Genomic DNA, 10685 nt, shown 5'->3' on the forward strand with positions numbered 1-10685 from the left:
TCAGAAGCCCTTGATCGCGGCCAGCCGGCGCAGCACCTGCTGGGCGATGTCGTTCTGCATGTCGCGATACAGCAGCTCGGCCTCGCCTTCCTTGGCCAGGGCCGCCGTCTCGTTGTAGGTGATGTCGCGCGACTGCCGGATCTCGGTCGGCCCGAGCAGTTCCTTGCCGCCCTGGCCCCGCACCCTGAAGCGCAGCGTCAGGATCAACTGCAGTTCGCGCACCTGGCCGTCGGGCGTGGTCGACAGCACGATGTTGTTGCGGTTCTCGCCCAGGATTTCCAGCACCGCCTCGGCCTTGTCGGCCTGGTCGACCGGCAGCACCTCCACGGTGCCGGCGGCCCGCAGCTGCCGCCGCAGGTAGTTCGAGAACGCGGAGTTCCCGAGCACCACGATGTTCTTGAACGCGAACTCCGGCGCCTTGCGCAGCTCGAAGCCGCAGCCCGCGAGCGCGATGGCGCCCGCGGCCGCCAGCAAGCCACGGCGGTCGAATCGACGGCTCACCGGGTCACCTCCGTGCTTCGCACTGCGCTGCGAGCCCCCTTCTGAACGGCCGGGCGGGGGCTCATAGGACCACGTTGACCAGCCGGCCCGGCACCACGATGACGCGCTTGGCAGCCGCGCCCGCGGCGTGCTGCACGAAATCCTCGCAGGCGAGCGCGATCTTCTCGATCTCCGGCTTGGTCGCCGCGGCCGGCACGCGCAGCGAACCGCGCAGCTTGCCGTTGATCTGCAGCATCAGCTCGATCTCGTCGCGCGCCAGCGCACCGACGTCGACCACCGGCCAGGGCGCATCGAGCAGGCCGCCCTGGTCCTTGTCGTAGCCGAGCTGATGCCAGAGTTCGTGCGCGATGTGCGGCGTCGCCGGGTACAGGCAGCGCAGCAGGATGCCGAAGCCTTCGCGCACCGCGGCGCGGTTGCCGGCGTCGTCCGCGGCCGGCTTGAAGCCTTCCAGGGCGTTGAGCAGCTTCATGGCCCCCGACACCACCGTGTTGTATTGCATCCGCTGGTAGTCGTAGTCGATCTGGCGCAGCACGGTGTGGACCTCGTGGCGCAGCACCTTGGCCTCCTTGCCGAACACGGGCTCGCCGGCCGGCGCGGCCGCGGCGCTGGCGGCGTGCTGCGCGACGCCGAAGTTCCAGACCCGGCGCAGGAAGCGGTAGCTGCCCTCGACCGCCGCGTCGTTCCATTCGAGCGTGGCCTCGGGCGGCGCGGTGAACATGGTGTAGAGCCGGGCCGTGTCGGCGCCGTACTTCTCGATCAGGTCCTGCGGGTCGACGCCGTTGCGCTCGGTCTTGCCCATCTTGCCGACGCCGCCGTATTCAAGCTTCTTGCCGTCGGCCAGCGTGCCGCCGACGATGCGGCCCTGCGCGTCGAGTTCCGGCGTGACCTCCGAGGGCGGGAAGTAGTTCTTGCCGCCCTTGTCGCCGCGGTTGTAGAAGATGTGGTTGAGCACCATGCCCTGCGTCAGCAGCTTGCTGAAGGGCTCGTCGACCTTCACCAGGCCGAGGTCGCGCATGACCTTGGTCCAGAAGCGGGCGTAGAGCAGGTGCAGGATGGCGTGCTCGATGCCGCCGATGTACTGGTCCATCGGCATCCAGTACTGCGCGCCGTCGGCCACCATGGCCTCGTCGTTGGTCGGATCGCAGTAGCGCATGAAGTACCACGAGCTGTCGACGAAGGTGTCCATGGTGTCGGTCTCGCGGCGCGCCGCCTTGCCACACACCGGGCACACCACGCCGGCATGGAAGCCCTCGTGCTTGATCAGCGGGTTGCCGTGGCCGTCCGGCACGCAGTCGGTCGGCAGGACGACCGGCAGGTCTTTCTCGGGCACCGGCACCGCGCCATGTTCTTCGCAATGGATGATCGGGATCGGCGTGCCCCAGTAGCGCTGGCGGCTCACGCCCCAGTCGCGCAGGCGCCAGGTGGTCTGCATCTCGCCCAGGCCCTTCTGGCCCAGCGCATGGGCCACCGCCTTGACCGCCTCGCCGTAGTGCATGCCGCTGAAGTTGTCGGAATTGATGGTCACGCCGCGCTGCTTGTCGCCGTACCAGTCCTGCCAGCGGTGGTAGTCGAAGTGCGGCTCGTCGTCGACCAGCACGACCTGGATGATCTCGATGCCGTACTTGTTGGCGAAGGCGAAATCGCGCTCGTCGTGCGCCGGCACGCCCATCACGGCGCCGTCGCCGTAGCTGATCAGCACGTAGTTGCCGACCCAGACCGGGACCTGTTCCTCGGTGATCGGGTGGGTCACCGTGAGGCCGGTGGGCACGCCCTTCTTTTCCTGCGTGGCCAGCTCGGCCTCGGTGGTGCCGCCGCCCTTGGCCTCGGCGATGAAGGCGGCCACCTGGGGGCTGGTCTTGGCGGCGTGCGCGGCCAACGGATGCTCCGGCGCCACGGCGCAGAAGGTCACGCCCATGATGGTGTCGGCACGGGTCGTGAAGACGTACATGCGGCCGTCCTGGATCAGGTGGCCCTGGTCGTCCTTGATCCGGTGCGTGAAGGCGAAGCGCACGCCTTCGCTCTTGCCGATCCAGTTCTCCTGCATCAGCTTGACGCGCTCGGGCCAGCCCGGCAGCTTGTGCTGGGTGTGCTCGAGCAGTTCCTCGGCGTAGTCGCTGATCTTCAGGTAGTAGCCCGGAATCTCGCGCCGCTCGACCGTGGCGCCGGTGCGCCAGCCCTTGCCGTCGATCACCTGCTCGTTGGCCAGCACGGTCTGGTCGACCGGATCCCAGTTGACCACCTGCGTCTTGCGGTAGGCGATGCCCTTCTCGAGCATTTTCAGGAACAGCCACTGGTTCCACTTGTAGTAGCTCGGATCGCAGGTGGCGATCTCGCGGCTCCAGTCGATCGCCAGCCCCATGGCCTGCAGCTGGCCCTTCATGTAGGCGATGTTCTCGTAGGTCCATTTCGCCGGTGGAACGCTGTTTTTGAGCGCTGCGTTCTCGGCCGGCAGGCCGAAGGCGTCCCAGCCCATGGGCATCAGGACGTTGTAGCCGCTCATGCGCAGGTAGCGCGTGAGCATGTCGTTGATGGTGTAGTTGCGCACGTGGCCCATGTGCAGCTTGCCGCTGGGGTAGGGCAGCATCGAGCAGGCGTAGTACTTCTTCTTGCGCGCGTCTTCGGTCACGCGGTAGGCATCGGCCGCGGTCCAGTGGGCCTGGGCGGCCGACTCGACATCGGCGGGTTTGTAGCTGGGATTCATGGGCACTCGACAACGACCCGGCGCCAGGCGGCCGGGAGAAGGCGGATTATCGCGGGGTTCTGATACTCGCCCCCAGGTTGGGCTCACTTCGTGTAGCCCGCCCACCCCCTGCCGGGGGCAACACCAGCGGCCTGGCAAAGCCAGCTCCGCGGTGTCTCACCAACGGGCCTGGCTTCGCCGGGCCGCTGACTGCGCCCCCGGCAGGGGGTGGGCGCCCGGACACGAAGTGCCAGGCAACCTGGGGGCGAGCGGCATGCTTTTCGCATGCCACAATGATTTTGGATTCCTGGGGGCATGCATGGCGAAGGACTGGTGGCGGGGCGCGGTGATCTACCAGATCTACCCGCGCAGCTTCATGGACAGCAATGGCGACGGCATCGGCGATCTGCCGGGGATCACGGGCACCTTGGGCCATGTGGCCGGCCTGGGGGTGGACGCGATCTGGATCTCGCCCTTCTTCCGCTCGCCGATGAAGGATTTCGGCTACGACGTCTCGGACTACCGGGCGGTCGACCCGATCTTCGGCACCCTGGCCGATTTCGACGCCCTGCTGGCCCGGGCCCACGGGCTGGGCCTCAGGATCATCATCGACCAGGTGCTGTCCCACACCTCCGACCAGCACGCCTGGTTCGCGGCCAGCCGGGCCAGCCGTGACAACCCCCAGGCCGACTGGTACGTCTGGGCCGACCCCCGACCCGACGGCACGCCGCCCAACAACTGGCTCTCGGTCTTCGGCGGCTCGGCCTGGCAATGGGATTCGCGCCGGCGCCAGTACTACCTGCACAGCTTCCTGGCCGAGCAGCCGGACCTCAATTTCCATTGCCCCGCCGTGCAGGAAGCCCTGCTGGGCGAGGTGAAGTTCTGGTGCGAGCGCGGCGTCGACGGCTTCCGCTTCGATGCCTGCAACCACCAGTTCCACGATGCGCAATTGCGCGACAACCCGCCGGCCAGCGGCGGCGAGGTGAGCACGGTGCGGGCCGACAACCCCTACGCGATGCAGCAGCACCTGCACGACAAGAGCCAGCCCGAGAACCTGCTGTTCCTCGAAAAGCTGCGCCGGCTGCTCGACGGCTACGGCGCGGTCGCGCTGGGCGAGGTCGGCGACGAGGACGCGCCGCCCGTGATGGCGCGCTACACCGAGCGCGACAAGCGGCTGCACCTGGCCTACAGCTTCAGCCTGCTGACCAGCGAACACAGCGCGCGCCACCTGCGGATCCAGGTCGAGGCGCTGGACAGCGCCCTGGTCAGGACCGACGGCTGGGGCTGCTGGGCGGTGTCGAACCACGACGTGCCCCGGGTCGCCAGCCGCTGGAACGCCGCCGGCTCGGCCGACACCCGGCGCGACCGGCTCTGGCTGGCGCTGCTGCTGTCGCTGCGCGGCAGCGCCAGCGTCTACCAGGGCGAGGAACTCGGCCTGCCGGAGGCCGAAGTGCCTTTCGAGCTGCTGCAGGACCCGTACGGCCGCGCCTTCTGGCCCGAATTCAAGGGCCGCGACGGCTGCCGCACGCCGATGCCCTGGCGCGCCGACCAGCCGCACGGGGGCTTCACCGACGGGCTGCCCTGGCTGCCGGTCTCGGAAGCCCACCTGGCGCTGGCGATCGACCAGCAGGCCGGCGATCCGCGCTCGATGCTGCACCACAGCCGGGCCTTGCTGCACTGGCGCCGCAGCCAGCCGCTGCTGCGCACCGGCGCCATGCGCTTCTTCGAGGCGCCCGAACCCCTGCTGTGGTTCGAGCGGCGCGAAGGTGACAAGGCGCTGCAGGCGGTGTTCAATCTGTCCGACGCACCGGCGACGCTGCAACTGGAAGCGCCGCTGGCGCCGCTGCCCGGCGCGCCGTTCACCGGCGCCGGACTCGACGGCCGCATGCTCACGCTGCCGCCCTATGGCGTTTTCATGGGAGAACTCCCGCATGCTGCCTGAAGCCGAAGTCCGCGCGCTGATGCGCGCCGAACATGGCGACCCGTTCGCCGTGCTCGGTCCGCACGAGACGGACGAGGGCTTGTGGGTCCGCGCCCTGCTGCCGGGCGCGCAATCCGTGGCGGTGCGGCACTCGGCGTCGGGCTGGCCGCTGGCCCGGCTCGACCGCCAGGGCGACAGCGACCTGTTCGCCGCCCTGGTGCCGGCCTCGGAGGCCCGGCTCGGCTACCGCTTCGAGGTCGACTGGGGCTCGCACAGCACCCCGCTCGAAGACCCCTACCGCTTTCCGCCGGTGCTCGGCGAGACCGACGTCTGGCTGCTGGCCGAAGGCACGCACCTGCGGCCCTACGAGCAGCTCGGCGCCCACCTGCGCGAGATCGACGGCGTGCGCGGCGTGGCCTTCGCGGTCTGGGCGCCGAATGCGCGCCGGGTCTCGGTGGTCGGCGACTTCAACCAGTGGGACGGCCGGCGCCACATGATGCGGCTGCGGCGCGAGTGCGGGGTCTGGGAGATCTTCGCGCCGCACGTGGCGCCGGGCGACGCCTACGAATTCGAGCTGCTGTCGGCCCAGGGCCAGGTGCTGCGCAAGGCCGACCCCTTCGGTTTCTCGGCCCGCCTGCGGCCCGACACCGCCTGTGTGGTTCAGCCATTGCCGGCCCCGGTGGCCCTGCCGGCCGGACGCGCCGATGCCAACGCGCGCGACGCCCCGATCAGCATCTACGAGGTGCACCTGGGCTCCTGGCGGCGCAAGAACGGCCACGAATGGCTCGACTACCGCGAACTGGCCGACACCCTGGTGCCCTACGCCCGCGACATGGGCTTCACCCACATCGAGCTGCTGCCGGTCAGCGAGCACCCGTTCGACGGCTCCTGGGGCTACCAGCCGATCGGCCTCTATGCGCCGACATCGCGCTTCGGCACGCCGGGGGACTTCCGCCACTTCGTCGAGGCCGCCCACGCGGCGGGCCTGGGCGTGATCCTCGACTGGGTGCCGGCCCATTTCCCGACCGACGCTCACGGGCTCGCCAACTTCGACGGCAGCGCGCTCTACGAGTACGCCGACCCGCGCGAGGGCTTCCACAACGACTGGCAGACGCTGATCTTCAACTATGCGCGGGTCGAGGTGCGCAACTACCTGGTCGGCAACGCGCTCTACTGGCTCGAACGCTACGGCGTCGACGGGCTCAGGGTCGACGCGGTGGCCTCGATGCTCTACCGCGACTACAGCCGCAAGGCCGGCGAATGGGTGCCGAACGCGCTGGGCGGCCGCGAGAACCTCGAGGCGATCGAATTCCTGCGCCGCATGAACCGGGTGGTCGGCGTCGAGCGTCCGGGCGCCGTGACCCTGGCCGAGGAGTCGACCAGCTTCCCGGGCGTGACGCGCCCGCCCGAGAACGGCGGCCTGGGCTTCCACTACAAGTGGAACATGGGCTGGATGAACGACACCCTGGCCTACGCCGGGATCAACCCGATCTACCGCAAGCACCATCACCAGCGGATCACCTTCGGCCTGATGTACGCCTTCAGCGAGAACTTCGTGCTGCCGCTGTCGCACGACGAGGTGGTGCACGGCAAGGGCTCGATGATCGGGCGCATGCCCGGCGACCACTGGCAGAAGTTCGCCGGGCTGCGCAACCTGTACGGCTACCTGTGGGCCTACCCGGGCAAGAAGCTGCTGTTCATGGGCGGCGAATTCGCCCAGTTCGCCGAATGGAACGCCGACCGCAGCCTCGACTGGCACCTGCTCGACCAGCCGGCGCACCAGGGCATCCGCCGGCTGGTGCGCGACCTCAACAATGTCCTGCGGCATTTCCCGGCGCTGCACGAGCTCGACTGCGAAGGCGAAGGCTTCGAGTGGATCTGCCATGACGACGCCGACCACTCGGTGTTCTCCTTCGTGCGGCGGGCGCGCGACGGCCGCTTCGTGGTGGCGGTGTGCAATTTCACGCCGGTGCCGCGGCTCGGCTACCGGCTCGGGGTGCCCGCGGACGGCACCTACCGCGAGCTCATCAACACCGACAACCAGGTCTACGGCGGCAGCGGCGTCGGCAACGGGCCGATCGCCAGCGAGCCCGTGCCCTGGCATGGCCGGGCGCGCTCGATGGTGCTGTCGGTGCCGCCGCTCGCCACCGTGATGTGGGTGCTCGCGTGAGGCCGGGGCGGCGCGCATGACCGACGGCACGCCCCTGCCGCTCGGCGCCACGGCGAGCCCCGAAGGCGTCAATTTCGCGCTCGCCGCGCCGAACGCCACGGCCGTCGCGCTGTGCCTGTTCGACAGCACCGGCAGCCACGAGCAGCAGCGCCTCCAGCTCTCGGCCCGCACCGACGGCGTCTGGCATACCCGCCTGCCGGGCGCCCGGCCCGGGCTGGTCTACGGCTGGCGCGTCGATGGCCCCTGGTCGCCCGCCGAGGGGCTGCGCTTCAACCCGGCCAAGCTGCTGCTCGACCCCTACGCGCGCGAGATCGTCGGCCACTACGGCGGCGAAGACCTGTTCCTCGGCCACGACCCCGCCCAGCCGCTGCAGCGCGACCCGCGCGACAACGCGGCCATCGCGCTCAAGGCCCGGGTCACGGCCCCGCTGCCCGCGGCGCCGCCCGGGCACAGCCGCATCCCGGCCGGCGAACGGGTGCTGTACGAGGTCCACGTGCGCGGCCAGACCCGCCGGCACCCGGGCGTTCCCGAGGCCCTGCGCGGCAGCTACGCCGGCCTCGCCGAGCCGGCGGTGCTCGACCACCTGCAGCGCCTCGGCGTCACCACGCTGAGCCTGATGCCGGTCCAGCAGCGCGCCGACGAGTCGCGCCTGCTGGCCCTGGGCCTCAGCAACTACTGGGGCTACAGCACGATCGGCTGGTTCGCGCCCGAGGTGCGCTACTGGAGCGGCCGCGGCGGCACGACACCGGCGAGCGAGTTCCGCGCCCTGGCCGATGCCGTGCACGCACGCGGCATGGAACTGGTGATCGACGTGGTCTACAACCACAGCGCCGAGACCGACGAGCTCGGGCCGACGCTGAGCCTGCGCGGCATCGACAACGCGCTCTACTACCACCTGCGCCCCGACGACCGGGCGCTCTACCAGAACTGGACCGGCTGCGGCAACTGCCTCAACCTGGCCGAGCCGAGGGTGCTCGCGCTGGTGATGGACAGCCTGCGCCACTGGGTCTGCGAGCTCGGCGTCGACGGCTTTCGCTTCGACCTCGCGCCGGTGCTCGCACGCGGCGCCGACGGCGACTTCGACCCCCGCGCGCCCTTGCTCGCGGCCATCGCCCAGGACCCGGTGCTGTCACGCACCCTGCTGATCGCCGAGCCCTGGGACCTCGGCCCGGGCGGCTACCGGCTCGGCGAGTTTCCGCCCGGCTGGCTCGAATGGAACGACCGCTTCCGCGAGGTCCAGCGCGGCTTCTGGCTGCGCCGCAGCGAGGGCCTCGGCGCCTTCGCCCACCGCTTCGCGGCCTCGAGCGACGACTTCCGGCGCAACGCCCGCGAGCCCACGGCCAGCGTCAACTTCATCACCGCGCACGACGGCTTCACGCTGCGCGACCTGCTGAGCTACGAGGAACGCCACAACCTGGCCAACGGCGAGGGCAACCGCGACGGCAGCGGCCGCAACCTGAGCCGCAATGGCGGCGTCGAGGGCGAAACCGACGACCCCGCCGTGCGCGCCGAGCGGCGGCGCCTGCAGCGGGTGCTGCTGGCCGTGCTGCTGCTGTCGCAGGGCACGCCGATGCTGCTGGCCGGCGACGAGATCGGCCACACCCAGCGCGGCAACAACAACGCCTACTGCCAGGACAACGACACCACCTGGCTGGACTGGGACCATGCCGACGCCGCCATGACCGCCTTCGTCGCCCGCCTGCTGGCGCTGCGCCGCGAAGCCGCGCCCCTGCGCAGCACGCGCTGGTGGCCGGCCGAACCCGCGCCGGGCGCCACCGCGCTGCGCTGGCTGGCGCCGGAGGGCCACCCGATGCGCACCGAAGACTGGCAGGCCGGCGAGCGCCGCGCCATGGCGATCCTGTTCGAGGCGCCGGCGCCGGCCGAAAGCTGGCTGGTGCTGCTGAATGCCGGCGACGCCCCGGTCGGCTTCACCCTGCCGCCGGGGCGCTGGACGCGCCGGCTGGCCAGCGACGCGGCCGACGACGAGGCCGCGGCCCGGCCCCTGGGTGCGACCCAGGCGCTGGCGCCGGGCAGCCTCTGGGTCGCAAAAACATGAAGACGCCGGCACCACGGTGCTAGGCTGGAATCACCCGAGAACACCAACGGAGACATCTGATGGAAGACATCGCGCAACCCACCCTGCAGGCCCACCAACTCGTTCGCCGCACCATCGCCCTGGTGCTGGCCGGCGGCCGCGGCTCCCGGCTCAAGCAGCTGACCGACCGGCGGGCCAAACCCGCGGTCTATTTCGGCGGCAAGTTCCGCATCATCGACTTCGCGCTGTCGAACTGCCTCAACTCGGGCATCCGCCGCATGGCGGTCGTCACCCAGTACAAGTCGCACTCGCTGATGCGCCACCTGCAGCGCGGCTGGAGCTTCCTGCGCGCCGAGCTCAACGAGATGGTCGATGTGCTGCCGGCCCAGCAGCGGGTCGGCGACGAGCACTGGTACCGCGGCACGGCGGATGCGGTCTACCAGAACCTCGACATCATCCAGACACGCTCCACGCCGCATGATTATGTCGTCGTGCTCGCCGGCGACCATGTCTACAAGATGGATTACTCGATCATGCTGACCGACCACGTCGCCAGCGGCCGCGGCTGCACGGTCGGCTGCATCGAGGTGCCGCGCATGGAGGCCACGGCCTTCGGCGTGATGGCGATCGACACCGACCGCAACATCACGGCCTTCCTCGAAAAGCCGGCCGACCCGCCAGCCATGCCGGGCAACCCCGACGTGGCGCTGGCCAGCATGGGGATCTACGTCTTCGACTCCGAATACCTCTACAAGCTGCTCGAGGAAGACAACGCCAACCCCGATTCGAACCACGACTTCGGCAAGGACATCATCCCGCGCGCGGTCGCCGAGGGCCGGGCGCTGGCCCATCCTTTCGGCATGTCCTGCGTGACCCGGGCCAGCCGCGGGCCCGGCGCAGCCGCCTACTGGCGGGACGTGGGCACGATTGATGCATTCTGGGCAGCCAACCTCGACCTGGCCTCGATCACCCCCGAGCTCGACATCTATGACACCGACTGGCCCATCTGGACCTACCAGCGGCAGCTGCCGCCGGCCAAGTTCGTGCTCGACCGCGACGGCAAGCACGGCATGACGGTCAACACCATCATCTCGGGCGGCTGCATCGTCTCGGGATCCAAGGTCAGCAGCTCGGTGCTGTTTTCGGGCGTGCGCATCCATTCGTTCTGCGACATCAACGAAGCCGTGCTGCTGCCCGACGTGGAGGTCGGCCGCGCCTGCCGGCTCAACAAGGTCGTGATCGACCGCGCCTGCGTGATCCCCGACGAGATGGTCATCGGCGAAGACCCGGTGGCCGACGCCGCGCGCTTCGAGCGCACCGAGGGCGGCGTGGTCCTGGTAACGCGTGAAATGCTCAAGCGACTGGCCTCTTGACGACG

At 69.9% G+C, this 10685-nt stretch carries 6 protein-coding genes; 4 read left to right on the plus strand and 2 right to left on the minus strand.

From position 1 onward, the window contains the following. Positions 1 to 501 (minus strand): LPS-assembly lipoprotein LptE, encoded by a 501-nt coding sequence (locus QTI33_RS30845; protein ID WP_286510380.1) that lies wholly within the window; start codon positions 499 to 501, stop codon positions 1 to 3. Positions 502 to 562: 61 nt separating this feature from the next. After that, positions 563 to 3202, minus strand: a complete 2640-nt coding sequence (gene leuS, locus QTI33_RS30850; protein ID WP_286510381.1) for a leucine--tRNA ligase — start codon at positions 3200 to 3202, stop codon at positions 563 to 565. Positions 3203 to 3500: 298 nt separating this feature from the next. Between leuS and QTI33_RS30855 the strand changes: the two genes are divergently transcribed. The 4 genes from QTI33_RS30855 to glgC are packed head-to-tail and all read left to right on the plus strand — an operon-like array spanning position 3501 to position 10680. Continuing rightward, positions 3501 to 5123: an alpha-glucosidase gene (locus tag QTI33_RS30855; protein WP_286510382.1), complete on the plus strand. Its 1623-nt coding sequence runs from the start codon at positions 3501 to 3503 to the stop codon at positions 5121 to 5123. After that, positions 5113 to 7272: a 1,4-alpha-glucan branching protein GlgB gene (gene glgB / locus QTI33_RS30860; RefSeq protein WP_286510383.1), complete on the plus strand. Its 2160-nt coding sequence runs from the start codon at positions 5113 to 5115 to the stop codon at positions 7270 to 7272. The genes QTI33_RS30855 and glgB overlap by 11 nt, the downstream gene beginning before the upstream one ends. 16 nt (positions 7273 to 7288) lie before the next feature. After that, entirely contained in the window at positions 7289 to 9328 is a 2040-nt protein-coding gene (glgX, locus tag QTI33_RS30865; RefSeq protein WP_286510384.1) for a glycogen debranching protein GlgX, read from the plus strand. Positions 9329 to 9387: 59 nt separating this feature from the next. Then, complete coding sequence (gene glgC, locus QTI33_RS30870) at positions 9388 to 10680, plus strand: glucose-1-phosphate adenylyltransferase (protein ID WP_286510385.1); 1293 nt, start codon at positions 9388 to 9390, stop codon at positions 10678 to 10680. The last annotated feature ends 5 nt before the right edge of the window (positions 10681 to 10685 follow it).

The sequence above is a fragment of the Variovorax davisae genome, assembly GCF_030316845.1.
Taxonomy (GTDB): Bacteria; Pseudomonadota; Gammaproteobacteria; order Burkholderiales; family Burkholderiaceae_C; genus Variovorax; species Variovorax davisae.

Bases quoted from the DNA above. Each gene is read 5' to 3' on its own strand.
- leuS (WP_286510381.1), bottom strand. From the start codon at position 3,202: ATGAATCCCAGCTACAAACCCGCCGATGTCGAGTCGGCCGCCCAGGCC.
- QTI33_RS30855 (WP_286510382.1), top strand. From the start codon at position 3,501: ATGGCGAAGGACTGGTGGCGGGGCGCGGTGATCTACCAGATCTACCCG.
- glgB (WP_286510383.1), top strand. From the start codon at position 5,113: ATGCTGCCTGAAGCCGAAGTCCGCGCGCTGATGCGCGCCGAACATGGC.
- glgX (WP_286510384.1), top strand. From the start codon at position 7,289: ATGACCGACGGCACGCCCCTGCCGCTCGGCGCCACGGCGAGCCCCGAA.
- glgC (WP_286510385.1), top strand. From the start codon at position 9,388: ATGGAAGACATCGCGCAACCCACCCTGCAGGCCCACCAACTCGTTCGC.